We start from the raw sequence: 25,577 nt of genomic DNA, 5'->3' as shown, positions 1-25,577 counted from the left end.
TATGCCGCAGGCTTCCGGGTGTCGTCGCGGGGCGGTTGGATGGACGGATGCTTCCATGCCTTCGTGCGACGCCGTCCGCAGACGCATTCGGGCCTCCATGCGATCATGCGGCCTCCTTCCGGTGGGATTCCACGCATGCGCCTTGCTGCCCTGTTCGCCACGCTGTTGACACTGGCGGTTGCCTCGACCGCCGACGCCCAGGCGCAGAATTCCGCTTCGGTGGTGCCGCCGGCGCGCATCGCCGTCCATGCGGCGCGCCTGCTGGATGTCGACACCGGCCGCGTCGTCGCCGATCCGCTGGTCCTGGTCGAAGGCGACAAGGTCGTTTCGGTCACCGCTGGCGGCAGCGCGCCGGCCGGCATGCAGGTGATCGAGCTGGGCGATGTCACCCTGCTGCCCGGCCTGATCGACGTGCACGTGCACCTGACATCCGACCCGACGGTCAGCACCGGCAACTACTACAAGGACGCGCTCACGCTGGGGTCGATGGACTACGCAGTGGTCGCGCCGACGCTCGCCAAGCGCACGCTCGACGCCGGATTCACCACGGTGCGCAACGTCGGTGCGGACGACTATGTCGACATCGCGCTGCGCAACGCCATCAACCGCGGGCAGATCGAAGGACCGCGCATCCTCGCCGCGACCGTGGCGCTCGGATCGACCGGCGGACACGCCGACGACACCACGGGCTTCGCGCCCAACATCGAATTCCACGGCGAGACGGGCGTCGCCAACGGCGTCGAGGGCGTGCGCGAGCGCGTCCGCGAAAACGTCAAGCGCGGCGCCGACGTCATCAAGTTCATGGCAAGCGCCGGCGTGCTCAGCAACGAGACATCGGTTGGCGCGCCCCAGTACTCGCAGGCCGAGATGGATGCGATCGTCGACGAGGCGCATCGCTGGGGCAAGAAGGTCGCCGCGCACGCGCATGGGGCCGAAGCGATCAAGATGGCGATCCGCGCCGGTGTCGACTCGGTCGAGCATTGCAGCTTCATCGACGACGAAGGCCTGAAGCTTGCGAAGCAACACGGCACGTGGCTCGATTTCGACGTCTACAACGACGATTACATCCTCGCCGAATACGGCAAGCTCGGCGTGCCGGAGGAGCAGCTCGCCAAGGAGCGGCTGGTCGGGCGCACCCAGCGCGAGAACTTCCGCAGGGCCGTGCGCGCCGGCGAGAAGATGGCCTTCGCCACCGACGCGGGCGTCTATCCGCACGGCTGGAACGCGAAGCAGTTCGCCACGATGGTCAAGTGGGGCATGACGCCCTTGCAGGCGATCCGCTCGGCGACGGTGGATGCCGCGGATCTTCTCGGCTGGAAGGACAAGGTCGGCGCGATCAAGCCCGGCTATTACGCCGACATGGTCGCTGTCAGCGGCGATCCACTGGCCGACGTCAGCGTGCTGGAGCACGTCGGCTTCGTGATGAAGGGCGGACGCGTGGTGCACGGCGCGACGCCATAACGCGTTGGCAATGTTTCGCCGCAAGCCAAGGCCGCTGGACACCGCACATGCCGACCGCCGTGCGCGGCGCCTGCTGCAGCGCGCGGCATGGGCGGTCGCGGTATTCGTTTTCGTCTTCCTGGCATGGGGATTCGTCTGGGAGCCAGGCCGCCTGGTCGAGCGCGACTACACCATCGCGCTGCCGCACTGGACGCCGCAATGCGACGGCCTGCGCGTTGACGTCGTCGCTGACCTGCACACGGGTTCTCCGCGCAATGGGGTCGACAAGCTCGACCGCGTCGTGTCGGAGCTGGGTTCGAGCGACAGCGACGTCGTCATCATGGCGGGCGACTACGTCATCCTGAAGGTGCTGCTGGGCAAGTACGTCAACCCGGAAGTGGTGGCGGCGCACCTCAAGCCGCTGCTGGCGAAGAAGCGGGTGTATGCGGTGCTGGGCAACCACGACTGGTGGAAGAACGGCGCGCGCGTGCGCCGGGCGCTGGAGTCGGACGGCATCACCGTGCTGGAGAACCGGGGCGCTGAAATCTCCCTGGGGCAATGCCGGCTGTGGCTCGTCGGGGTCGGTGATCTCTGGGAAGGCCATCCCGATATCCGGCGCGCGTTTTCCGCGGTCAACGACGACATGCCGGTGATCGCGATCACCCACAACCCCGACCTGTTCACGAAGATGCCGGGACGCGCGTCGCTGGTGATCGCCGGACACACGCATGGCGGCCAGGTGAACCTGCTGCCCGGACAGCCGTCGGTCCGCTTCGGACATTTCATCGCCGGCCCCATCATCGACCACGGCCGGCTGTTGTTCGTGACCCCGGGCATCGGCACCAGCATCCTCCCGTTCCGGTTCCGGGTGCCGCCGGAGATCTCACGCCTGACCCTGCGCAGCGCGGCGAGGCCGCAGTAGCCCGGCCTTAAACCACCAGGGTCCGCGGCGCATCGGACTGGGTATGCTCGCCGCCACCATGACCGACTGCCTGTCCGGCCCGCCGCAAACCGCCCAGCCGGTCGACATCGACCGCGCATTGGTGCGATCGGCGGTGGATGGCGACGTCAAGGCATTCGAGGCGCTGTACCGTCGCCACGCCGCACGCGTGCATGGCGTGATCACGCGCCTGGTCGGCTACCACGGCGCCCGCGCCGAGGACCTGACCCAGGAAACCTTCGTGCGCGCCTGGCAGGCACTGCCGGGCTATCGATTCGAAAGCGCCTTCGGGACCTGGCTGTACCGGCTGGCCGCCAACACGGCGCTGATGGAGCTGCGCGCGCGCCGCAGCCGGCCGAGCACGGATGGCGATGCCGCGCTGGAGGACATCGGCACCCCGGATTCGGCTGGCCATGCGACGGCACTGACGCTGGACCTGGAACGCGCTGTCGCCAGCCTTCCGCCCCGCGCACGCGCCGTGCTGGTGCTGTTCGACGTGGAAGGCTGGAAGCACGAGGAAATCGCGGACGCACTTGGCATGGCAGTCGGCAGCTCCAAGGCCCAGTTGCACCGGGCCCGCGGCCTGCTGCGCACACGACTCGGAGGTACCCATGACTGACACCGGCGACACGACCGGATGGATGGACGATCCGCTGCGCGTCCGCTTGCGCGCGCTGCGAACCGACCTGCCCCCCGAACACGACCTGTGGCCGGGGATCGCCGCCAGGATCGCGCAGACACCACCCGCCATGCACTTCGGGCGCAACCGTTGGCGCACTGCGACACCTTGGGCGATGGCGGCAGCCGTGGTGCTGGCGGTGTTCCTGGCCTGGCAGCACAACGCCACGTCTCCGCGTGGCGGCAGCGACAAGCTGATCGCACGCGAGGCCCAAGGCATGACACGCGAATACCGCGGCGCGCTGCAGGTGATCACCGCCAGCGCCCAGGGCGATGTCGCCGACACCCAGGCGCTGCGCGATCTTGATCGCAGTGCCGCGCAGATCCAGGCCGCGTTGGTTCGCGATCCGGATGCCCGCTTCCTGCTCGATCGACTGCAACACACCTACGCATTGCGGCTGGCGCTGACGCAGCGCGCCGCGATGAGCTGACAACCTCGATGTTCCTGGAGCCCGCCATGACACGCACGACCCTGCATCCACGCGTTCTTGCCTTCGCCCTGTTCGCCTGCCTCGGCAGCGCCAGCGCGTGGGCGGCGACGCCAATCGACCAGACGCGGCCGCTGGACGCGCGCGGCCGCATCGAGATCGACAATCTCAAAGGCCACATCAAGGTCCGTGCATGGGACCGCAACGAGGTCCACGTGACCGGTTCGCTCGGCACCGGTGTGGAGAAGCTCGTCGTCGAGGGGAGTGGCGACCACCTTGTCGTGCGCGTGCAATATCCCAAGCAGCTCGGCGCGTGGCGCGGCGACCGCAGCGGGCCGACCGACCTGCAGCTGCAGGTACCGCTGCGTGCATCGCTGGATATCCAGTCGGTATCGGCGGACGTCGATGTCGATGGCGTGGCGCCGGGTGACCTGGGCATCGATACGGTGAGCGGCGATATCGTCGCGGCCGCCGCGCCGCAGCATGCGGACATCAATAGCGTCAGCGGCAGCCAGCGGGTGACCATCAACAGCGACGACGTCAAGGTGGAATCCGTCAGTGGCGCGATCCAGTTGCGCGGGCGCCTCAACGGCCAGGTGCATGCGGAGACCGTTTCGGGAAAGCTGTCGATCGATACGACCGGCGAGCGCCTGCAACGGCTGCAGGCCGGGACGGTGTCGGGCGCGGTCGACGCGCATGTCGCAGTGGCGGAAGGCGGCCACATCAAGGCCGAGACAGTCAGCGGCGACATCCGCCTGCACATGCCGCGGGCGCTGTCCGCGCGCGTCAGCGGCGAGAGCTTCAGCGGCTCGCTGAAGGCGCCCGGAGCGGACGTGAAGAAGGAAGAGTTCGGTCCTGGCTCGAGCTTTGACCAGCGTTACGGCAACGGCTCGGGCGATGTCCGGATGGAGACCTTTTCCGGCGATGCGGAGCTGACGCTGGAATGAGGTTCCGACGGGTTCGCATGGCGGCGCAATGCCGCCATGCGCGCGACAGCGACTTCAGCCGCGGCCGGTCCTGCCCGGATCAGGCCGCAGCACGATTGCTGCTGTCGGACTGCGCTTTGGCGTCGTCGGAAAAATCAACGTAGTAGGACGCCGCCCGCAATTCCCATGGTTCGAAATCGTCGACGGTGATCGCGTCCAGCGTCATCGTCCGCAACTCCTCCAGTTGCGCGCGTTCGGCCGCGGTGATCCAGCCTTCGCGAACGCCTTCGTCCAGTTGCGCGGGGAAGTCCAGCGCCTCGATGTCGCTGTTCTTGAGTGCCTTGAGGAACTTGCGCTCCACGGGCTCGGCAAGGATGACCTTGGGCAGGTAACTGTCGATGCGACCAGCCGGATTGTTGTCGCAGGGCGTGAGGAACACACCTTGCGCGAGTCGTGACCGGGCGTCGCACGGCGCCATCAGCAACGACGCCGCGCGATGGCCCAGGCGATCGCTGGGCGGCGTCGCGCGACGCCCCAGTGGGAACACCAGCAGCCACAGCAACCAGCCGACCGGACGAATGGGGAAATTCCGCAAGGCACCCGACAGGGACAGTTCCATCTTGTGTACGGCATCGTGGAAGGCCCACGCGAGCAATGGCTGGTCCCCGACCGGGCGACCTTCGTCCTCGTAACGCTTGAGCATGGCGCTGGCGATGTAGAGGTTGCTGAGCACGTCGCCCAGGCGGCCGGAGAGCGACTCCTTGAACTTCAGCTTGCCGCCCAGCAGCAGCATGGAGGTATCGGCCATCACCGCCAGCACCGCCGAGTAACGGTTGAGCTTGCGATAGAAGCGGCGGGTGTAATCGTCGCCCGGGGCGCGGCCGAACCGCGAGGAGGTCAGGCCGAACCAGAAAGCGCGCACGGCATTGGAGATGGCCGAGCCGATGTGGCCGAACAGGCTGCTGTCGAACGCATCGATGCGCTCCCGCGGGTCGGTCAGTGCGGCCGCCTTCATCTCCTTCATCACCCAGGGATGGCAGAGGATCGCGCCCTGGCCGAAGATCATCAGGCTGCGCGTCATGATGTTCGCGCCTTCGACCGTGATGCTGATCGGCAGCGCCTGCCACGCGCGACCCAGGTAATTGCGCGGGCCGAGGATGATGCCCTTGCCGCCATGGATATCCATGGCATCGCGGATGACTTCCCGACCCATCTCGGTGCAGTGGTACTTGGCGATGGTCGACGGGACCGCCGGGTTTTCACCGCGCGAGACGGCGGCGGCCGTGGCCTGGGCCAACGCGCTGATCGCATAGGCCTTGCCGGCAATGCGCGCGAGGCCTTCCTCCACGCCCTCGAAGCGCCCCACCGACAAACCGAACTGCTTTCGGATGCGCGCATAGGCACCGGTCACGCAGGCGCTCATCTTGGCGCCGCCGCTGGCGATGGAGGGCAGGGTGATCGACCGCCCGATCGACAGGCACTCCATCAGCATCTGCCAGCCGCGGCCGGCGTAGTCCTCGCCACCGATCAGCTGCGACAGCGGCACGAACACGCCATCGCCGCGGATCGGACCGTTCTGGAAGGGATTGTTGAGCGGGAAATGCCGACGGCCGATGTCCAGTCCAGGCGTCTCGCGCGGCACCAGTGCCAGCGAGATGCCGATGTCCTTCTTGTCGCCAAGCAGGCCGTCGGGGTCGTACATGCGGAAGGCGACACCGATCAGCGTCGCGACCGGGGCGAGCGTGATGTAGCGCTTGTCCATCGTCAGCCGGATGCCGAGCACCTGCGCGCCGTTCCATTCGCCCATCGCGACGATGCCGTAGTCCGGGATCGAGGTCGCGTCGGAACCGGCGAAGGGGCCGGTCAGGGCGAAGCACGGCACCTCGCGTCCGTCCGCCAAGCGCGGCAGGTAGTACTGCTTCTGCTCATCGGTGCCGTAATGCATCAGCAGTTCGGCCGGCCCCAGAGAATTGGGCACGCCGACCGTCGTGCTGACGGTGGACGAGATCGACGACAGCTTCTGGATGACCTTGTGGTTCATCAGTGCGCTGAAACCCAGGCCGCCGTACTGCGCGGGGATGTTCAGCCCGAAGAACTTGTTGTGCTTCAGGTAGTCCCAGATCTCGGGCGGCAGGTCGGCGCGCACGTGGCTGATGTCCCAGTCGTCGCTCATCCGGCACAGCGTTTCGCACGGCCCGTCGAGGAAGGCCTGCTCGGCGGCGGTGAGCACGGGCGCGGGCTGCGACAGCAGCTGGTTCCAGTCGGGCCTGCCCGAAAACAGCTGGCCCTCGAAACCGACCGTTCCGGCCTCGATCGCCGTGCGTTCGGTGTCCGACAGCGGCGGCAGGATCCTTGTGTAGAAGGTGAGTAAAGGCGCGGTGATGCGCTGCTTGCGGAATCCGGGAACCAGCAGCGGAACGGCGACCAGCAGCACCAGCAGCGCCGCGATGCCGGTGGCGACATGGCTTGCGCCGCCCAGCCAGCAGGCAAGCAGCAGGACGGCGACGATCGCCACCCAGGTGGTGAGCCGATAGCGGTGGTAAGCGGCGAATGCGCCGGCGAACAACACGGCAAGGAAAGGCAGTAACACGCTCATCGTTCGCTCCAGCGCAATGCGGCCGTGGTGGACAGGTTAGCTGGCCATGGCGGGCTTGCGTCACCACCATACGGACAAGTATGGAATTCACTTCGCGAGGCTGTCAACCACAGTCGGCGCATACATACTGTTCGGGACGCTGGCGTATGGATACACTGTTCACATGGTATCGGCGAGCACAGGTGCAGTGACCAGGGTCGCCGAGCGCAGCGGTCGCCTGAGTGCGGAAGACTGGGCGCAGGCAGCGCTGGACGTGATCGCCGAGCAAGGCGTCGCCGCTGTTGCCGTCGAACCGCTGGCCCGCCGCCTTGGCGTGACCAAGGGCAGCTTCTACTGGCATTTCCCATCGCGCGATGCCTTGCTGCAAGCGGCGCTGGAGCGTTGGGAACAGGTCGAGCAGGAAACCGTGTTCGGCTCGGTCGAAGCGGTGCCCGACCCACGCGAGCGATTGCGCGCGCTGTTCCTGGTGGTCGCGCACCAGGTCAAGTTGCACACCATCTATAGCGAGCTGCTGAAGGCGCTCGATCATCCGACGGTCAAGCCGGTCATCGAGCGCGTCTCGGGCCGCCGCCTGGACTACCTCACCGCGTCCCTGCGCCAGGCCGGGATGGGACGGGCGGATGCCCAGCATCGGGCCCGCCTGGCCTACGCCGCCTATGTCGGTTTCCTGCAGTTGAACCTGCAGCTGCACCAGCCGCGCCTGCAGCACGATGAGTTCGAGGCTTACGTCGAACACGTGATGGCGACGCTGATCCCGGCACCGTGAGGCGCGGGAAGCCAATCGAATTGAAGTCAGAGAGGTGATTGTCTTGAACGAAGCAAACTCGAGCATGGATCGCAAAAGCGCATCCGGCCAGGAACGCGTCCACCCCGGCATGGCTGTCGCCCCCGAGTCGGCAGGCAGCCGGCTGGATGCCCTGAACCAGTGGGTGCTGGAAGTCGCGCGCCTGACCCGGCCTGAGCGCATCCAGTGGTGCGACGGCAGCGACAGCGAATTCGAGGCGCTCGTCGAGCGCATGGAAGCCGACGGCACGTTGCTGCCGTTGAACCCGGACACGCATCCGCGCAGCTGGCTGCATCGCTCGCATCCGGAAGACGTCGCGCGCGTGGAGCACCTGACCTTCGTCTGCACCAGCGAGCGCGACGATGCCGGTCCCAACAACCACTGGATGGCGCCGGCCGACGGCCATGCGCGCATGGACGGGTTGTTCGACGGCTGCATGCGCGGCCGCACGATGTATGTCATCCCGTACTGCATGGGACCGATCGATTCGCCGCTGTCGCGTTGCGGCGTCGAGATCACCGATTCGCCATACGTCGTCGCCAACATGCGCATCATGACGCGCATGGGCGCGGCGGCGCTGGCGCGGATCGAGCGCGAGGGGAGCTTCGTGCGCGGACTGCATTCGGTCGGTGAGCTCGACCCGGATCGCCGCTTCATCATGCATTTCCCCGAAGAACTCACCATCAAGTCCTTCGGATCGGGCTACGGTGGCAATGCGCTGCTCGGCAAGAAGTGCCATGCCCTGCGCATCGCATCGCACCAGGCGCGGACGGAAGGCTGGCTTGCCGAACACATGCTGATCCTGGGCCTGGAAAATCCCGAGGGCGAGACGCATTACATCGCCGCCGCATTCCCCAGTGCCTGCGGCAAGACCAACCTGGCGATGCTGATCCCGCCCGAGGGTTACCGCCAGGACGGCTGGAAGGTGTGGACCGTCGGCGACGATATCTGCTGGATGCGCCCGGGCAGCGATGGCCGCCTGTACGCGATCAACCCGGAAGCTGGTTTCTTCGGCGTCGCGCCGGGCACGAGCATGGCGTCCAATCCCAACGCGTTGGCTTCCATCCAGCGCGACACCATCTTCACCAACGTCGGACTGACGGCCGACAACCAGCCGTGGTGGGAGGGATTGGGTGTCGGCGAACCCGCTTTTGACTGGCGTGGAAATGCATACGATTGCAATGCCGGTCCGGCGGCGCATCCAAACTCGCGATTCACGGTTTCAGCCCGGCAATGCCCCAGTTACTCGGCCGAAGCGGAGAATCCGGCCGGCGTGCCGATCTCGGCGATCGTGTTCGGCGGCCGCAGGGCATCGCTGGTGCCGCTGGTGTTCGAGGCCCGCGACTGGGCGCATGGCGTGCTGGTCGGCGCGGCGATGGGTTCGGAAACCACCGCTGCGGCAACCGGTGCCGTCGGCGTGATGCGTCGCGATCCGATGGCGATGAAGCCATTCTGCGGCTACAACTTCGCCGACTACTTCGCGCACTGGCTGTCCTTCGACAGCGAAGGCGCAAGGCTGCCGAAGATCTTCCACGTCAACTGGTTCCGCAAGGGTGATGACGGCAAATTCCTGTGGCCCGGATTTGGCGACAACCTGCGCGTGCTCGAGTGGATGATCAAGCGCGTCGAAGGCAGGGCCGGCGCGGTCGACACGCCGATCGGTGCGCTGCCGCGAGTGGAGGACGTCAACCTCGACGGCGTGCCGCTGACCGCCGAGGCGCGCGACAAGCTGTTCGGTTTCGATCGACAGGCCTGGTTGGCCGAGCTCGACGGCATCGGCAGCTACCTGGACGAATACGGTCCGCGCATGCCCGCCGCATTGCGAAGCGAGCAGCAGCGCATCGCCGTCGCACTTGCACGGACGACGGCATGACCGGCCCGGTGTCCGGTCTGCCCTCACGCCAGGATGTCGAGAATTCCCTGTCCGCCGGCAACCTCGCGCGTGCGCTGAGCGACAGCACCGCATTGCTCGACAGTGATCCGGGAAACCCGGAGTTCGTCGCATTGCATGGCGCGACGTTGCTGGCGAATGGAAAGCCGCAGGCGGCGGTCGACGTGTTGTCGGTCGCGGCACGCGCAGCCGACGCTCCCTACGCGATCACCTCCGGGCTGGCGATCTGCCAGGTCGCTGCCGGCGATCCCGCATCCGCGATCGAGAGTTTCCGCCGGGCGCTGGCCCAGCATCCGCAAGAGTCTGCGCTCCGGCTCATGTATTCCGAGTGCCTCCAGCACCAGGGCAATCGGACCGATGCCGTGCAGCAGGCCTTTCGTGCAGTGCACGATGCCCAGGCGCAAGGGGGTTGGCTGGATGACGCGTCCACGCCGCCGCCCATGCGCGAGCGCGTCAAGCGGGCCATGGCGATGATCGACCAGGGCCGGCAGTCGCTGTTCGAGGCGGTACTCCAGCCACATATCGCGGCATTCGGCGCGACCGGCATGCAACGTGTCGCCGCCGCGCTGGGCGTGTACCTGCAGACCCATGCACCGGTCAATCCCGATCCGCGCCAGCGGCCCTCGTTCCTGTGGATGCCAGCACTGCCACCGACACCCTTCTATCCGCGCGAGCGGTTCGACTGGTACGACGCACTCGAAGCCGCGACAGCCGACATCCGTGACGAGTTTTCCAACGTGGCGCCGTTGCTCGGCTCCGGCGGCGACACGGCAGGTCCTGAAAGCGATCCCGGGGCCGGGGCAGGCGATGCCTATTCCTTCCATCGGCGCGGCAAGGACTTCGCGGAACATCTTGCAGCCTGTCCAAGGACCGCAGCCGCACTCGCTGGCGTTCCACTCAGGCAGATCGCAAACCACGCGCCCGAGGTGATGTTCTCCGTGTTGGCGCCCGGCACCCACGTCAAGCCGCGTCACGGGATCACCAACACCCGCGTGGTCACGCACCTGCCGCTGATCGTGCCGCAAGGTGACTGCAGGCTCGTCGTCGGTGGCGAGGCGCGTGCGTGGCAGGAGGGTCGGTGCGTCACCTTCGACGACACGCTTTTGCATGAAGCGTGGAATCGCAGCAGCCAGCAGCGGGTCGTGCTGGTCGTGGACACGTGGAACCCGGACACCACCGAGCCCGAGCGCATCGCGCTCCGCGACCTGGTGGAGAAGATCGGCGAATTCAACCTGGGCGCCGGGATCAGCTGATCCCCCGGCAGCCGGCGGCGCTTCAGAACATCAGATAGGTCGACAGGATGTACTTGTCGCCGCTGATCGGCGGCCGCCCGGCATGCTGGAACATCCAGTACGGCGGGAACATCAGCAGCCGGCCCGCCTTCGGAGCGACCTTGATGCCGAGGTCGCAGAACTCCGTCTCGCCACCTTCCTCGACGGTGTTCAGGTACCAGAGGAAGACCATGTATCGGCTGCTGTAGTCGTCGATCGAATCGAAATGCGGTTCGAAGCCTTCCACCTGCGGGTGGTAGCGCTTGAGTGTCAGCCGGTCCGTCTTTGGTCGCAGCGGAACCGGAATGGTCAGCGGAACCTCGCTGTTGTAGCGGGCAAGGTAGGTGTCGACCTGGGCCAAAAAGAATCCCAGGAATGCCTTGTCGGCCTGCGTGCCGATGTTCATTTCGGTCCAGGCGCTGTTGTCGAGACCGGGGCGGATGCCACGCCCGTTGCGCCGCTGCAGTTCGGTCATCTGTTCGAAACCGGCAACGAGGTTGGCGCAGAAGCCGTCCTCCAGGGCATTGTCGTAAACCCGGATGTAGTCCTTCAGCGCGTGCATGGCTCGCCTCCGTCCAGGGCGTATCCCCAATGGCTGGCGATCGGTTCCAGCAGCGGGAACAGGGGTTCGAAATACGCCCGGTAAGGCTGCCAGCGCGCGACCGCGCGCGCGTTCACCGGCTCGATCACCTGCGCGTAGCTGGGAGTGCTGATGTATTTCTTTCCCGCGGCGTGCGCGGCGAAATCGGACAGCGGCGCGCGGTCGGCGATCCCGAGGTAATCGGCGATGACATCCACCTGGCTGGCGAAGTCCGACACGGTCTCCTCATAGCGCAGCAGCAGGGCATCGGGGCACAGCAGTGGCTGGTGGTGGATCCAGAAGCGCATGGCGTTCACGTAGCTCTTCGCCAGCCGCTCCAGCGTCGAGCACAGCACCATGAAGGCCGGTGAGCGGAAGTTCTGCATGTAGCAACTCAGGATGACATCGCAGGGATGGCGCAACGCCAGGATGACGCGGGCGTCGGGGAAGAGCCGGCGGATCATCGGCAGCCGCAACAGGTTCAGGGGATTCTTGTCGACCAGCGTGCTGCCCGGCGCGATGTCGGCGACCTTGCTGGATTCAGCCCAGTAGAGCTCGCGCAATTCCGCCAGGTCGGCATCGGACAGACGGTCGAGTTCATGGGGATAGGTCAGGCCTTTCGATTCCATGCACTCGACGCAGTACTGGATGATGATCCGCTCATCCATGGAGACGAACGCGGGATGCGCGTCCAGCATCTGTTCGAGCATGGTCGTGCCCGATCTTGGGAATCCGACGATGAAAACGGGCGACTCGGCCCTGGATGGAGCGTTGGGGGAGACGGCAAAGACCGTCTGCTCCGGCGTCATCCATCTGGAGGCAATGCGCAGTGGTTCGTCCGGCGATTCGGCGACCTCGGGCAGGCTGGCCGAGGCCAGTGCGAACTGGATGGCATGGGCCTGCGCGAGCTCGGCCATGGCCTCGTCGACGGCTCCCTGCTTGTCGGCCACCTTCGCCATGACGAAGTGGGCATTGGCCTTGGCCGCGGGCGGCAACCCCGATAGCTGCAGCAGGGCGCGGGTGGATCGGCGCGCTCGGTCGTAGTCCTTCGCCCGCAAGGCCAGCGCGGAATCAAGGCTGAGGAATTCCGCCTCCATCTCCGCGTCTGTCGCGACCTCGGTCCGCACCTGCTCGAGCAGCGAGCGGGCGCTGTCGATCCGGTTGGTGCGTTCATGCAATGTGGCCAGGCGAAGGATAGCGAGTGGATCGCCGGTTCGCGCGTCGGCTGTCAGCAGGTTCTCCGCATCCTCAACCTGGCCCAGCTGGATGAGGGCCTTGGTCAGGTCGCGTCGCAGCGACGGATCAAGCGCCGGCCACCAGGCATGTGGTGGGATCAGCGATTGCGCGCGACGCGTATCGCCGCAGTCGATGCAGGCCAGGGCGGCGTAGATGCGGGCTTCGGGCAGGTCGCCCAGCTCGCAGGCATCCAGGAAGCAATGCCTGGCTTCGGCCACGCGACCCATGTCCAGCAGCAGCAATCCGTAATTGATCAGGGTCCCATCGACGGCATGCGGCAACGTCAACGCCTGCTTGAACTCCGCCTCCGCCTCGTCGTATCGCTTGAGATGCCGCAGCATCACGCCGCGGTTGGCCCGATATTCGCCGACATCCGGCCTCGCCTGCGCCAGCGCCGCGAATGCATCCGCGGCGCCCGCGAATTGACCGATGGCCTGCAACGAGATGGCGAGCAGCGTCAGGACGTTTTCATTTCCGGGATTCGACTCCAGTGCCGACCTGCTCAGGCGGGCACTGGACTCGAATCGACCGGCCTCGAATTCGGCGACGGCTGCGTTGAAGAGAAGCTGGCTCATCGGGGTCCCAAAGAAAAAGGGCCGCGCGGCATGCCGCGCGGCCCCCAAGTCTAGCAATCTACAGTTGGATCAGAACTTGACGGTGTAACGAGCCCAGTAGTAGCGGCCGATCGTGTCAAACGTGTTCACGTCCGTGTTGGCGTTGAGCACGTTGTTCTGGTACAGCACCGGCGGCTGCTTGTCGAACACGTTGTCCACGCCGACTTCCAGGCGCGAGTTGATCGACGGCAGTGCATAACCCACCTGGAGGGCATGGGTCACGTAGCTGCTGTAGGACAGCGGGTCGCAGAAATTGCCGGTGTAAGCGCAGGCACCATCGCCGCTCGGGATATCGAACGCGCCGATGTAACGGGTACGCCAGCTGGCGGACCAGTCACCCAGGCTCCAGTCGGCGAACAGGCGACCACGGACACGCGAGTACATGCCGTAGTCCTTGTTGTAGTTGCCGGCCAGGTGCACGATCGGATCAGCATTGGTGGTGGTGTCGACGTCGTTGTCCCACTTCGCGATGTAGGTGCCATCGAAGCCGAAGTTGAACGAACCGAACGCGGTGGACGGCATCTTGTAGCGCAGTGCCAGATCCCAGCCAGTCGCGTCCAGGCGGCCGAGGTTGACCGTCGGCTGCGAGATGTACGACACGTCACCATTGGCGAAGCGATGGATGAACGGGCAGTACGGGCTGTTGTTGTCGTTGTAGCACTGCGTCAGAACGGTCTGTGCACCGATCGTGCTGATGTTGTCGCCCAGCGTCAGACGCCAGTAATCCAGGCTCATCGACGCACCCGACAGCCAGCTCGGGTCATACACCATGCCCCAGTCGTACGAACGACCCTGCTCGGGCTTGAGCTGGTAGCCGGCGTAACGCGCGCCGGAGATGACGCCCGTCAGCTGCGAGTTGGCCTGTGGGCCAATGCCGTTGACCGGATCGATCGCGGTGGCGCCAGTGCCCGCGCCGCATGCGCCGGCATGGGCCGGATCATTGGTGTAACCCGCGCATGGATCCTGCGCCTGTGGAGCGTTGCCCTGCGGGCCGGCGTACAGGTCACTGATGGTCGGTGCCCGGAACACGTCGGCAACGGTGCCACGCACCAGCAGGTCGTTGAACGGACGCCATTCGACCTGCAGCTTGTTGTTGACGGTGTTGCCGAAGTCGCTGTAGTTCGAGAAGCGCGAACCGAAGGTCACGTTCAGGGCCTTGGCGAACGGCACGTCCTTCAGGATCGGAACGAACATTTCGCCGTAGAGCTCACCGACGCTGAAGCTGCCGGACAGGGCCGAACCGCAGGCTTCCTGCGAGATGAAGCAGGTGCCATCGGCGCCAGCCACTGCGACGTAGTCGACCGTGGTGCGCAGGTAGTCACGATGCCATGCACCACCGAACGCCAGCTGCACGGCACCGGCCGGCAGGTTGAACAGTTCGCCGGAGGCATTGGCCTCGAAGCCCTTCTGGTCGTTCATCAGGCGGTACATCGGGTTCACTGCGTACTGCTGCAGGGTCGCGATGGTCTGCGGGTCGTTGATGTTGAAGATGTTCAACGGGGTGCAGTTGGCGATCGGCGCAGTCGCGGTGCCGCAGGTCACGGTGTTGGTGGCCGGGTCGAGGAACGACGGGCCGAGGGCCGCACGCAGGCCTTCGTAATACACGTAGCCGTGGGTCTCGCTGTCCTGCGTGACGTGGCCGTAGTTGACGCCGAAGTCCCACTTCCAGGTGTCACCCAGGAAGCCGGTGACGCCAGCGAACACCTGGTCGGTCGTGGTCGCGTTGAACGACATGCGCTGACCCAGCGAGGTGAAGCGGGTCATGAACTGGTTGGTGCCGGCGCCGAAGTCGATGCCGAAGGGGTTGTAGTAATTGTCCTTGGAAATCAGCACGCCGTCGGAGTTGGCGTCGAACGGCAGTGCCGCGATGGCGAAACCGGACGAGGTCTTGTTGTGATAGACCTGCAGGTAGGCGCTGACGTCGTCGGTGATCTGATAGTTGCCCAGGAAGAACGCATTGGTGCGCTCCTGCGGGGTCAGGATCAGGTTGGTGCGCTGGTAGTTGTACGCATCGGTCGCGCCGCTGTAGCAGCGGTAGTCGGCGGTGCTGTTGCCCGGCGCACCGGCGATGCGGGTGACGCTGGAGCAGCCCAGCGCGGTCCGCACCGGATCGCCTGACGGCAGGAAGATGCGGCCGAAGGGATTGCGGCTGGAGCCGGCGACGAACGACGAACCGTAGTACAGGTAGGTCGCATCCTTGGAGAAGTCACGGTCCGCGGCGGAGATCGCCTTGAACTTGTTGTAGTCGATGCCGGCGATGACGTTGCCCTTTTCGCCGGTCTGGCCAAAGGTCACCGATCCACCGGTGCGCTCGCCATCGCCACGGCTGGAAAGGCCGTAGTTGAGCGACGCTTCCATGCCCTGGAAGTCCTTGCGCATGATGAAGTTGACGACGCCCGCGATGGCGTCCGAGCCGTACACCGACGAGGCGCCGACGGTCAGGACTTCGATGCGCTCCACGGCCGAGGCCGGGATGGCGTTGACGTCGCCGTTGATGATGCGGTGGCCGTCGATCAGGGTCAGCGTGCGGGCCGAGCCCATGCCGCGCAGATCGATCGTCGAGGCACCGGTACCACCGCCGTTGTTGACCTGCGGGTTGGTCGGCGCGCCGGCCATGTTCGGCAGTTCCTGGATCAGGTCGCCGAGGGTCAGCTTGCCGGTCTTCTCGATCGCGGCGCGATCGATGGTGACGACGGGGCTGGCGTTTTCAGCGTCGACACGGCGAATGCGCGAACCAGTGACTTCGATGCGATCGAGGGTCGTGGCTTGCTGTTCGGCCGGGGCGGTCGTCGTGGTGGTGGTCGTCGTCGTGGTGTCCTGGGCGAATGCAACGCCCGTGCCGGCGACGGCGGTAGCGCCCACGGCGAGCGCGAAGGTGATCGCGTCGCGGAGCTTTGTGGTCTTCAAGGTCATCTCTCTCTCCAAGTCGTTCTTGGGTATTTCCCATGGGAACCTCCCCGGTGGAGTCAAGAAAGACGCCAATGCCGGCAAGGCCGGGGCCGATAGTAGCCCCCCTTGGCCAAAAATTAAAGTGTCGTTAAGTGGCGGGCTGAAAGCCGCCGGGAACGCAGGTCTCAGAGATCCTGCTGGTAACGCACGTAGGGCACGGTGCCCTCGTCTTCCGTACCGTCGCTGGCCGGGGTGAAGGGGTTCTTGCCCCGTGTGATGACGTTGTCCGCGCCCACGGTGAGCTGGCCGCTCCAAGGGGTCCGCCAGGTGAGGCCCAGACCCAGGCCTTCCCATTTCGGCTGGCCGGGGGTGTCGACCACATGGCCGATGATGTTGGCCCCGAAGGCGCCAAATCCGCCGCCCACGCTGAGGGTCTTGCTGCTCCAGCGGTCCGCCAGGGCGGGGGCTTCGGACGGTGAGATCAAGCGTGCCTTGGCCATGGTGCCCGCGATGGACACGTAACCCTGCCGGCTGAGGTTTTTCTGGGCGAAGACGGTGAGGTCATTGACATCCACGCGCCCGCCCGCTGCTCCCGGGGTGAGCCAGGCCGGCAGCGTGTCGTGGCCGCTGCCGAGCGACAGCCCAAGCTTGCCGCCATTGCGGGTGATGGCCGCATTGGCACTGGTGCGCCGGCTGCCGTTGTCGTCCAGCCCGTCTCCCAGCGTCGCCAGCATGCAGTTGTTGGACAGGCTCCCGAGTGCGCCCAGGCCCTTTTTGCGATCGCAGAGCAGCCCGAGCGAGTGGCCGGCTTCAAGCCCGAAAGTGGTGTCCAGCGCCGCGTTGCCAAAGCGCCAGCGCGTGCCTGCCTGGGCGCCCCCCATGGGCTCGAGGACCAGCAGCGCCTCAAGCTTGCCGCTGGCGTTGTTCCAGACCGGCAGGATCGTCTGGTCGCTCACGGTGCCAGTCGCCTTGTTGCCCAGCGATTGCGCAGCAGCGCCCGACGTGCCGGCGAGGGCAAGCATCAGGGCGAGTGGCAATTGCAGGAGGCGGGCTGACATGGCTGCGTGTGACCGTGGGTGTCTGGTCGAGTTCCCTTGGATCAAGGCCTCAATCTACTGGATTTATGTTTATTTAACAATCGCCGGGAGTGCCTGTCCAGCTATTGCAGCCGCTCCGGGGCTGGCTGGGCAGGCGGGTGGGACTGGAAGATTCCTGCGATCTCATCGGCGTCGAAGAGGTACTGCTGGCCACAGAATTCGCAGCGGATCTGGGCAACTCCCTCGGCAGCCGCGGCCTGGGCCTCGTCCTGTCCCAGTGCGTCCAGCATCGAGGCGACCCGCTCCCGTGAGCAGGAACAGGCAAACCGCAGCGGCCTGACATCCAGGAGTTGGGCTTCCTCCTCGTGGAACAGCCGCTGCAGCAGCAGTTCGGCCGGCCAATCCAGCAGTTCCTGCGACGACAGCGTCTCGAACAACGCCGTCGCCCGGTTCCAGCCATCGTCGTCGCCGCTGTCGCCGGGCAGCTTCTGCAGCATCAGCCCGGCCGCGCGGGTGTCGTCGGCCGCGAGCAGCAGCCGCGTTGGCAACTGCTCGGATTGCCGGAAATAGCCTTCGAACGCCCCAGCCAGCGAATCGGATTCCAACGCGACCATGCCCTGGTAGCGGGTGGGCTCGCGTCCCTCGGCCCCGGGATTCTCGATGGTGATCGCCAGCACGGCGTTGTTGCCGAGCACGCGCAGGTCGCGCGGCAGCGCAGCATCCTTATCCAGCTGCGCGATCGCCCGCAGCGTTCCCGCCGCGGTGCACTCGGCGAACAGCGTCCGCAGCGGGCCATCGCCGCGCAGCTGCACCGACAGGCGACCGTCGACCTTGGCATGCGCGGTGAACAGCGCCGAGGCGGCCGACGCTTCGCCCAGCAGTTCGGATATCGCGATCGGATATTCGGCACGCGAGCGGATCTGCAGCCAGGTGGCATCCAGGTGGACGCGGACCCCGCGGACCCCGGCGTGCCGCAACAGGAAGCGTGTCAGGCTGTCGTCGTCGATCAGGCCGTGCGCGGCCTGGACTGCGGGGATATGGACCTGGGTCATCGCGTTTCGTCCCTCGGGCGCAGCATGGTGATAATGCATGTCGAGTCATGAAGAGGACATGCCTGTCGGGCATGCAGGGACAATGGATGGGGACGCAGGGGTGCGTGTGCAAGCCGTGACGAAGCGGCGCGGCGGTTCGCGGCGGCGACGCTGGCTGCGCTGGGTGCTGATGGCCCTGCTCGCCTGCGTCGGGCTGTCGGTGCTGCAGGTGCTGGTGCTGCGCGTGGTCGATCCGCCGTTCTCGGCATTCATGGTGCAGCGGCAGCTGTCGGCCTGGGCGAAGGGCGACTGGAATTCGGGATTCGCCTACGACTGGCGCGACCTCGATGCCATCGCACCGAGCCTGCCCCTGGCGGTCGTCGCGGCCGAGGACCAGAATTTTCCGACCCACAACGGCTTCGACTTCAAGGCGATCGAGAAGGCGCGTGCCAGCAATGCACGCGGACACAAGGTGCGTGGTGCCAGCACGATCAGCCAGCAGGTCGCCAAGAACCTCTTCCTGTGGAGCGGCCGAAGCTGGGTCCGCAAGGGTATCGAGGTCTGGTACACGGTGTTGATCGAGGCCTTCTGGCCCAAGCACCGCATCCTGGAGATGTACGTCAACATCGCCGAGTTCGGCGATGGCGTATACGGTGCGCAGGCGGCGGCGCGGCGTTTCTTCCGGGTCGATGCCAGCCACCTGACGCCTGCGCAGAGCGCACGGCTTGCCGCCGTGCTGCCGAGTCCCAGGCGCTACGATGCGCGGCGACCGGGCCCGTACGTGCAACGCCGCAGCAACGGCATCCAGCGGCAGATGCGCCATCTGGGTCCGGGCGGCGACCTGCCGTGAGCACGCGCAGCCTCGATCCGGCACGCGTTGCCGGCAATGCACCAGGACGCGACATGCCCCGAGACTTGCTGACGATCGTCATCGCCGTGTTCAACGAGGCCGAGACCCTCCCGCTGCTGCAGCCGCGGCTGTCGGCGGTGCTCGACGATCTTGCCGCGAATGCACGCGTCGACGGCCGCGTGCTCTACGTGGACGATGGCAGCAATGACGACAGCTGGCAGGTGATGCAGGGCATCGCGGCACGCGATCCGCGCGTCGCGCTGCTGCGCCTGTCACGCAATTTCGGCAAGGAGGCGGCGCTGACCGCCGGACTGGATCGCATCGAAGCCGGTGCAGCGCTCGTCCTGGATGCTGACGGCCAGGATCCGCCGGAATTGATCCCGCAGTTCGTCGCCAAATGGCGCGAGGGATTCGACGACGTCCATGGCACGCGCACCGTCCGTGAAGGCGAAGGCTGGCTGAAGAAATTCACCGCGCACGGCTTCTACCGGTTGATCGGACGGCTGTCGAAGACGCCGATCCCGCAGGACACGGGTGACTTCCGACTGCTCTCGCCGCGATCGCTGGCGGCGCTGCGACAGCTGCGCGAGCGCCATCGATTCATGAAGGGACTGTTCGGCTGGATCGGTTACGAGCAGGTGGCCATCGCCTACGAGCGCGCGCCGCGCCTGGCGGGGAAGACCAAGTTCAACTTCTGGAAGCTGTGGAATTTCGCCATCGAGGGCATCACCAGCTTCACCACCGCGCCGCTGCGCCTGGCGACCTACCTGGGCGTGGTCACGGCGTTGGTTGCCTTCGCCTATGGCGTCTGGGTCGTGGTCCGGTCGCTGCTGTGGGGCGATCCGGTCGCCGGCTGGCCATCGATGATGGCGGTGATCCTGTTCCTTGGCGGTGTCCAGCTGATCGCCCTCGGACTGATCGGTGAATACCTGGGTCGCCTGTACACCGAATCCAAGCAGCGGCCGCTGTACCTCGTCGACACGTGGCACCCGGCGGGCGGAGTATCCTCGCCCGCAGGCATCCGGGAAGGAGACAGCCATGCGGACGGTCCGTCATTTGCTCGAGGCCAAGGCGCCTGAGATCCATGCCATCCGGCCCGATGCGCCGGTCCTGGACGCCATCAGGCAGATGGCCGAAAAACATGTCGGCGCGTTGCTGGTGATGGATGCCGGCGCGCTGGTCGGCATCGTGTCCGAGCGCGACTACGCAAGGAAGATCGTGCTGCAGGGTCGATCGTCAGGCGACACGCCGGTGCGCGACATCATGACGTCCAAGGTGGTGACGGTCGGTCCGACCGACACGACCGACCACTGCATGCAGGTGGTGACGGAGCGACGCATCCGTCACCTGCCGGTCGTCGACGAGGATGTCGTCCTCGGCGTCGTGTCGATCGGCGACCTGGTGAAGGCCGTGATCGAGGACCAGCAACTCGAACTGGATCAGCTGCAACGCTATATCGCCAGTTGAAGGCCGCACGCGGCCGGTCGGTTGCGATCGTCGATCAGCGTGCCGGCGCCGCGCCGCCGTATTTCCCGCACTGGATTTCCTGCTCGCGCCCGCGCTGGACGGTTGCCGCCAATGCCGCGATCGGGGCGGCGATGACACCGATCGCGGCAGCGGCCGCGGCCCGCAGTCCGACGCGTTTGTAATCGGGCCGGATGGCTGGATCGCGCAGGGTGCCGCTGACCACCAGCGGCCCGCGCAAGGACACCAGGCTGAAACGCTTGGACCTGGACATCAGTTGCAGCGCCAGGCTCTCGTCCTTGAGGTTGATGCTGCCCACGCCGTGGATCGTGTTGTCGCTGGTGTCGACGACCAGGTTTTGCGTGGTCATGATGCCGTCGCGCACGCTGAAGTCGCCCATGCCGCAGCGGATCGGGATCTGCTGGTCGCCGGTGATCATCACCTTTGCCGCACCGCCGATGTCCAGGCCGGACAGTTTCATCAGCAGCTTGCTGACTTCGCCTTGCCCCATGCCCAGCCCCGCATCGCCATTGGCGCTGGCGAGCATCGCCGCAATTGAATTGCCCGTGCCGCGAAGCGCGACATCGCCGCTGACCCGTCCGATCGTCGTCTTGCCGAACTTCACCGACGGAATCAGCTTGGACAGGTCGAGGCTGCGCGCCTGGATGCTGGCGGTGGTGCCGAGGTTCTTCTCGCGCGCGTCCATCTTGATGTTGCTGCGCACGGAGCCGCCGGCGACGCCGAAGTTCAACGGATCCAGGCGCAGCACGCCGGCGTCCAGCAGCAGGTGCGCATCCATGTTCTCCATGGGGACAGCCGTTGCTGCCAGGTCGTGGACCTTGAGGCGCACATCGGCGTCCATCGCGCGCAGCTTGGCGAGGTTGTACGCGGTATCCGGCAGCAGTCTGCCAGCAGGCGGCGCATGCGCTTCGGTGCTCGGTGCAGCCGTACCCTTGGCGGCGCTGCCCGGCGTGACGCCCAGGAAACCACCAAGGTCGACGATGTCCATGTGTCGCGATGCCAGGCTCGCGGTGAGCTTGGGCCGGTCGCGCCCGTGGTCGATGCTGGCGGATCCGGCGAGGTCGCTGGTGCCGACCTTGCCGCTGAAGTCGTCGTATTTCCAGACATTCCCGGAGCGTCCCAGCCGGCCGTCCAGCTGGTAAGCCGGCGTCGGTGGCGTGGCGACTCCGATCAGCGGATAGAGGTCGGCCATGTTCCTGCCGGTGATCGCCAGCTTCAGGTCGAAGTCGCGCAGGCGCAGCGGATCCAGCAGCCGGCCGCGTGCATGCGCATGGGTGGCGCCCGCGGACATGCGCATGTCGATGCGATAGGGGCGATCGGTGTCGCGCAGCGCCAGCGGACTTTCCGCCATGCCTTGCAGGCTGAAGTCGCTGCCCTTCCACAAGCCCTTTCCAGCGACGTCGATCGTCTGCGTCTGGCTTCCGCTGGTCTTGCGGCTGCTGATGTCCACGTCCAGGCCAGTGCGGTTGGCGACGTTGACGACCTTCAGGTGGCCGCGATCGATCCACACCTGGTTGAACTGCGGGCCTTGGCCCCCGGCATTGGGCAACACCCAGTTGCCGACATCCCTCGGTCCGGTTTCCAGCAGCAGCTGCGGACGGGTCAGTCGGATGTCCGGGATCTCCACATCGCGGTGCAGGAGCAACGGCCATGTGCGGATGCCGAACTCCAGGCGATCCGTGCTGGCCATCGTCGGCACCTTCGACCAGGGCGCATTCGAGAAGGAGAGCGCATCGGCGCGGATGATGGTCGTGCGCCCGAGATCGACGTCGAGATTGCCGCCGATCACAAGCTGCCGGCCGGTCTTGGCATGCACATAGCGCTCCACCGGGCCCTTGAACCAGTTCCAGTCCCACAGCGCCAGCAGAACCGCCAAGGCCACCAGCAACACCGCGAGCGCGGTCAGCCACGGATGGCGTGCGATCGGTGCCAGCGGCGATGCCGGGGATGCCTTGCTGTCGATGCCGCTGGTCATCCGTGCTGCCCTGGAATGGAATGGTGCGCTGTCATCGGTTGCGTCCTTGCGGGCCCAGGTTGCAATCAGAGGTCGAAAGCGGATCGGGCGACTGGAACATCTCCAGCACCGGCCGCGAGGCGGACTGGCAGAAGCCAATCGACACCGCACCATCGGCAGTGGGTGGTCAAGCGGTGGTGAATTGATTGCCTGGCGAACTGCTGGCGTTCAGGCCACCACGGCGGCATGGGCGTGTTCGCGGGTCGCGGCGAACGTCACCGCGGGCGCGCGCTCCTGGGCGAGTTGCAGGTTGACGCGCGTCGGCGCCAGGTAGACCAGTTCGCCCGCGGCATCCAGGGCGAGGTTCATCGCGTTCTTCTCGCGGAACTCCTCCAGCTTGCGGTTGTCCGCGCACTTGATCCAGCGTGCCGTCGTGACCTGCACGGGTTCGAAGGCGGCGTCGACGCCGTATTCGTCCTTGAGTCGATAGGCGACGACGTCGAACTGCAGCGTACCGACGGCGCCGAGGATGAGGTCGTTGGACATCAGCGGGCGGAAGAACTGCGTGGCGCCTTCCTCGCTCAATTGCGCCAGGCCTTTCTGCAGCTGCTTGAGCTTGAGCGGATCGCGCAGGCGCGCGCGACGGAACAGCTCCGGCGCGAAATTCGGGATGCCGGTGAAGGACAGCGGCTCGCCTTCGGTGAAGCTGTCGCCGATCGAGATCGTGCCGTGGTTGTGGATGCCGATCACGTCGCCGGGATAGGCCGTCTCCACGATCTCGCGGTCGCTGGCCATGAAGGTCAGCGCGTTGGCCAGTTTCAGTTCCTTGCCGGTGCGCGACTGCAGCGCTTTCATGCCGGCCCGGAACGTACCCGAGCACACGCGCAGGAAGGCAACGCGATCGCGGTGCTGCGGATCCATGTTGGCCTGGATCTTGAACACGAATCCCGTCAGCTGCGCCTCGTCCGGCAGGACCACGCGCGTGGTGGTTTCGCGCGGCTGCGGCGGCGGCGCGTGCTCGACGAAAAAGTCGAGCAGCAGCTGCACGCCGAAGTTGTTGACCGCCGAGCCGAAGAACACCGGCGTCTGCCTGCCGGCGCGATAGGCGGCGACATCGAACGGTTGCGACGCGCCCTGGACGAGTTCGAGTTCCTCGCGCACCTCGCGCAGCATGTCGGCACCGATGCGCGCCTCCAGCGCGGGATCGTCGATGGAGCCGAAGATGGTGGAATCCTGGCGGGTGAAGTTGCGTCCCTGCTCGTACAGGTGCACCTCCCCGGAGACCAGGTGCACGACGCCCTTCAGCCGCTGGCCCATGCCGATCGGCCAGGTGACGGGCGCGCACTGGATCTGCAGCACCGATTCGACCTCGTCGAGCAGGTCGATGGGATTCCTGCCTTCGCGATCGAGCTTGTTGATGAAGGTCATGATCGGCGTGTCGCGCAGGCGGCAGACATCCATCAGCTTGATCGTGCGTTCCTCGACGCCCTTGGCGACGTCGATGACCATCAACGCCGAGTCCACGGCGGTCAGCACGCGATAGGTGTCCTCGCCGAAGTCGGCGTGGCCGGGCGTGTCGAGCAGGTTGACGATGCGCCCCTCGTACGGGAACTGCATCACCGACGAGGTGACCGAGATGCCGCGTTCCTTTTCCAGCGCCATCCAGTCGGACGTGGCGTGGCGCGCGGCCTTGCGGCCCTTGACGCTGCCCGCCATCTGGATCGCGCCGCCGAACAGCAGCAGCTTTTCCGTCAGCGTGGTCTTGCCGGCGTCGGGGTGCGAAATGATCGCGAAGGTGCGACGGCGCGCGGCTTCGGTGGAGACATCGGACATGGGAACGACGCGCGGTTGCGCGTGGACGGGCAGGGAAGGCCGCCGATTATAGCGGCCGCTGGCCTAACGCCGGCTGGCGAAGCTCAGTGCGCCCTGCGGGCCGCTCATGCGGAAGGGGATCGACTCCAGCCGCATCCCGCGATTGACCTGGACGGCGAAGTGCAGGTGCGGGCCGGTGGTGAAACCGGTGTTTCCGGACAGGCCGATCTGCTGCCCGGCACGGACGTGCTGCCCGACCTGCACCAGCACGCCGCCTTCCTCGAGGTGCGCGTAGAGGCCCATCGTGCCGTCCGCGTGCAGGATGCGGACGTAATTGGCGCGGCCACCGTATTTCTCCAGGTCCAGGCCGGCCTTGTCGAAATCGCTCTCGACCTGCATCACCACGCCATCGCGCGCCGCAAGCACGGGGGTACCGATATCGGCCGCGAAATCCACGGCGTAGAAATTCTGCGGGTCGCTGTGGCTGAAGCTGCCACCAAAGCCCTGGTCGACGCGCTGTTGGCGCTGGCGCAGGGGCATCTGGTAGTCGACATCCTGCGGCCGTGCGTTCGGGTCACCGGGAATCCCGTCCAGGCGCAGTTCGAACTGTCCGGAATGCGTGCCGTCCAGCATGCCGATCCGCGCGACCAGCACGCTGCCGTGCGCGGGAACCGTCGCCCGTGCCGGCAGGATCGGGTCGCCTGCCACGTTCTCGGAATGGTCGAACCGCAACATCACCTCGATCGGTCCGGCCAGCGTGTTGTCGGCCCATGCCTGGTAGCTGCCCGGGTCGCCCTGGACCCGTAGCCGGACCATGGCGCCGGGTTCGGCGCGTACCGGGATGACCCGCACATGCCCGGACGAGGCGCGTTGGAGCTTGTCGGGTGCGCGGTCGCCGTAATGGGTGATGCCATTGGCGTCGGTCCAGCGGTAGACCTTGGCCGCCTGTGCGCCCGCGGACAGCAGCAATGCCGTCGCCAGTACGACAAGCACCAAGGCTGGCCGCCAGCAGAAGGCAATGGGTGAGCGATATCGAGCCACCTGTCGAGTATGCGCAGGTGAAGGCGGCGTCAACAACGCCCCGTCACGGCCATCGATCACAGATCATGCAATCGGTCGCGACGGCGTCCGTGCG

General features: G+C 66.2%; 20 protein-coding genes. 11 read left to right on the top strand and 9 right to left on the bottom strand.

From position 1 onward, the window contains the following. The first annotated feature begins 135 nt into the window (after positions 1 to 135). The 5 genes from GST15_RS01660 to GST15_RS01640 are packed head-to-tail and all read left to right on the top strand — an operon-like array spanning position 136 to position 4,433. A complete protein-coding gene (locus GST15_RS01660; protein WP_159015510.1) occupies positions 136 to 1,461 on the top strand; it encodes a Xaa-Pro dipeptidase in 1,326 nt (441 codons plus the stop codon). Between the two features lie 10 nt (positions 1,462 to 1,471). After that, complete coding sequence (locus GST15_RS01655; protein WP_159015509.1) at positions 1,472 to 2,362, top strand: metallophosphoesterase; 891 nt, start codon at positions 1,472 to 1,474, stop codon at positions 2,360 to 2,362. Positions 2,363 to 2,405: 43 nt separating this feature from the next. Beyond that, the gene (locus tag GST15_RS01650) at positions 2,406 to 2,999 is read left to right on the top strand and encodes an RNA polymerase sigma factor (RefSeq protein ID WP_425482177.1); all 594 of its coding nucleotides are present in this window, start codon (positions 2,406 to 2,408) and stop codon (positions 2,997 to 2,999) included. Beyond that, the gene (locus GST15_RS01645; protein ID WP_159015508.1) at positions 2,992 to 3,489 is read left to right on the top strand and encodes a hypothetical protein; all 498 of its coding nucleotides are present in this window, start codon (positions 2,992 to 2,994) and stop codon (positions 3,487 to 3,489) included. Before GST15_RS01650 ends, GST15_RS01645 begins: the two co-directional genes overlap by 8 nt. A 26-nt stretch (positions 3,490 to 3,515) precedes the next feature. Then, entirely contained in the window at positions 3,516 to 4,433 is a 918-nt protein-coding gene (locus GST15_RS01640; RefSeq protein ID WP_159015507.1) for a DUF4097 family beta strand repeat-containing protein, read from the top strand. 79 nt (positions 4,434 to 4,512) lie between these two features. On the opposite strand, the gene GST15_RS01635 is transcribed toward GST15_RS01640, so the two are convergent. Continuing rightward, the gene (locus GST15_RS01635; RefSeq protein WP_159015506.1) at positions 4,513 to 7,008 is read right to left on the bottom strand and encodes an acyl-CoA dehydrogenase; all 2,496 of its coding nucleotides are present in this window, start codon (positions 7,006 to 7,008) and stop codon (positions 4,513 to 4,515) included. 187 nt (positions 7,009 to 7,195) lie between these two features. Here GST15_RS01635 and GST15_RS01630 point away from each other — a divergent pair, with 187 nt between their 5' ends. The 3 genes from GST15_RS01630 (at position 7,196) to GST15_RS01620 (ending at position 10,936) form a co-directional block, all read left to right on the top strand. Then, a complete protein-coding gene (locus GST15_RS01630) occupies positions 7,196 to 7,774 on the top strand; it encodes a TetR/AcrR family transcriptional regulator (protein WP_233263013.1) in 579 nt (192 codons plus the stop codon). A gap of 109 nt (positions 7,775 to 7,883) precedes the next feature. Next, entirely contained in the window at positions 7,884 to 9,665 is a 1,782-nt protein-coding gene (locus GST15_RS01625) for a phosphoenolpyruvate carboxykinase (GTP) (RefSeq protein WP_159015591.1), read from the top strand. Then, complete coding sequence (locus tag GST15_RS01620; protein ID WP_159015504.1) at positions 9,662 to 10,936, top strand: aspartyl/asparaginyl beta-hydroxylase domain-containing protein; 1,275 nt, start codon at positions 9,662 to 9,664, stop codon at positions 10,934 to 10,936. The genes GST15_RS01625 and GST15_RS01620 overlap by 4 nt, the downstream gene beginning before the upstream one ends. 22 nt (positions 10,937 to 10,958) lie before the next feature. On the opposite strand, the gene GST15_RS01615 is transcribed toward GST15_RS01620, so the two are convergent. The 5 genes from GST15_RS01615 to hslO all read right to left on the bottom strand — a co-directional run bounded on the left by GST15_RS01615 (position 10,959) and on the right by hslO (position 18,320). After that, positions 10,959 to 11,516, bottom strand: coding sequence for a 2OG-Fe(II) oxygenase (locus tag GST15_RS01615; protein ID WP_159015503.1), 558 nt, complete (start codon positions 11,514 to 11,516; stop codon positions 10,959 to 10,961). Continuing rightward, complete coding sequence (locus tag GST15_RS01610) at positions 11,504 to 13,345, bottom strand: sulfotransferase (protein WP_159015502.1); 1,842 nt, start codon at positions 13,343 to 13,345, stop codon at positions 11,504 to 11,506. The genes GST15_RS01615 and GST15_RS01610 overlap by 13 nt, the downstream gene beginning before the upstream one ends. Positions 13,346 to 13,414: 69 nt before the next feature. Beyond that, positions 13,415 to 16,297 (bottom strand): TonB-dependent receptor domain-containing protein, encoded by a 2,883-nt coding sequence (locus GST15_RS01605; protein WP_159015501.1) that lies wholly within the window; start codon positions 16,295 to 16,297, stop codon positions 13,415 to 13,417. 161 nt (positions 16,298 to 16,458) lie between these two features. Next, positions 16,459 to 17,295 carry an XOO1806 family protein gene (locus tag GST15_RS01600; protein WP_159015590.1) on the bottom strand — a complete coding sequence of 279 codons (837 nt, stop codon included), beginning with the start codon at positions 17,293 to 17,295 and terminating at the stop codon, positions 16,459 to 16,461. A gap of 137 nt (positions 17,296 to 17,432) precedes the next feature. Further along, on the bottom strand, positions 17,433 to 18,320 hold the full coding sequence (gene hslO, locus GST15_RS01595) for an Hsp33 family molecular chaperone HslO (protein WP_199268694.1): 888 nt from the start codon (positions 18,318 to 18,320) through the stop codon (positions 17,433 to 17,435). Positions 18,321 to 18,444: 124 nt separating this feature from the next. Between hslO and mtgA the strand changes: the two genes are divergently transcribed. The 3 genes from mtgA to GST15_RS01580 are packed head-to-tail and all read left to right on the top strand — an operon-like array spanning position 18,445 to position 20,658. Next, positions 18,445 to 19,191, top strand: coding sequence for a monofunctional biosynthetic peptidoglycan transglycosylase (gene mtgA / locus GST15_RS01590; RefSeq protein WP_159015589.1), 747 nt, complete (start codon positions 18,445 to 18,447; stop codon positions 19,189 to 19,191). 53 nt (positions 19,192 to 19,244) lie between these two features. Further along, entirely contained in the window at positions 19,245 to 20,270 is a 1,026-nt protein-coding gene (locus GST15_RS01585; RefSeq protein WP_159015499.1) for a glycosyltransferase family 2 protein, read from the top strand. Further along, positions 20,230 to 20,658: a CBS domain-containing protein gene (locus GST15_RS01580; protein WP_159015498.1), complete on the top strand. Its 429-nt coding sequence runs from the start codon at positions 20,230 to 20,232 to the stop codon at positions 20,656 to 20,658. Before GST15_RS01585 ends, GST15_RS01580 begins: the two co-directional genes overlap by 41 nt. A gap of 34 nt (positions 20,659 to 20,692) precedes the next feature. Here GST15_RS01580 and GST15_RS01575 read toward each other — a convergent pair whose 3' ends face one another. The 3 genes from GST15_RS01575 to GST15_RS01565 form a co-directional block, all read right to left on the bottom strand. Continuing rightward, positions 20,693 to 22,651 (bottom strand): AsmA family protein, encoded by a 1,959-nt coding sequence (locus tag GST15_RS01575; RefSeq protein ID WP_159015497.1) that lies wholly within the window; start codon positions 22,649 to 22,651, stop codon positions 20,693 to 20,695. A gap of 207 nt (positions 22,652 to 22,858) precedes the next feature. Further along, on the bottom strand, positions 22,859 to 24,463 hold the full coding sequence (locus GST15_RS01570) for a peptide chain release factor 3 (protein ID WP_159015496.1): 1,605 nt from the start codon (positions 24,461 to 24,463) through the stop codon (positions 22,859 to 22,861). A 63-nt stretch (positions 24,464 to 24,526) separates the two neighbouring features. Next, complete coding sequence (locus GST15_RS01565; protein ID WP_159015588.1) at positions 24,527 to 25,435, bottom strand: peptidoglycan DD-metalloendopeptidase family protein; 909 nt, start codon at positions 25,433 to 25,435, stop codon at positions 24,527 to 24,529. Positions 25,436 to 25,577: the final 142 nt, after the last annotated feature.

The organism is Cognatiluteimonas profundi (assembly GCF_009792795.1).
In the GTDB taxonomy this organism is placed as follows: Bacteria; Pseudomonadota; Gammaproteobacteria; order Xanthomonadales; family Xanthomonadaceae; genus Cognatiluteimonas; species Cognatiluteimonas profundi.
The sequence above is the reverse complement of the archived record's forward strand: the minus strand, read 5'-3'. Positions and strand labels throughout refer to the sequence as shown.